Source organism: Salinispora sp. H7-4 (genome assembly GCF_013416675.1).
Lineage (GTDB): Bacteria > Actinomycetota > Actinomycetes > Mycobacteriales > Micromonosporaceae > Micromonospora > Micromonospora vitiensis.
Genome location: NZ_JABZED010000068.1, coordinates 1 through 454, shown reverse-complemented (window position 1 = coordinate 454; position 454 = coordinate 1). Strand labels below are relative to the sequence as shown.

Annotated in this window: 1 protein-coding gene; it reads right to left on the bottom strand. The window is 66.7% G+C overall.

Annotated features, from left to right (window positions below; genetic code table 11):
- The coding region (locus H0524_RS23565; protein ID WP_180200620.1) for a C39 family peptidase at nt 1–454 on the bottom strand (454 nt) is incomplete at both ends.

The following is a 454-nucleotide window of genomic DNA, read 5'->3' as shown; positions in this document are numbered from 1 at the left end:
TCGGTGGTGATCCAGTACTCGGCGGTGTTCGGGTTCGCCGAGTCGGCGATCTTCACCTGGTTGCCGGCGTCGCGGTAGCCGTTGACGGTGATGTAGTGGCCGCCGGCGAAGGAGTGGCTCTCGCCGTTGGTGTCGGTGGCGGTGCCGGCGATGTTGGCCACGACGGCGCGGCCGTCGTCGACGGTGCGGATGATGTCCTCGCGCAGGGTGTCGGTCTGCTTGTCGTCGGCATCGGGGGTGGAGATCTCGACGCTGCGGTACACGTCGCGGCCGGTTTCGGTGTTCAGTACCGGGGTGATGTCGTTGATGGAGTCGGTGCCGGACTCGGTGGTGCCCATCCGCTCGGCCATCGTGTCCACGTCGATGTCCTTGTCCTGTACGGACAGGGCGTTACGGGCGGCGGCGGGGCCGCAGTAGTAGAAGTTCGGCTGGGCCTCGTAGTCGACCGGGAGTA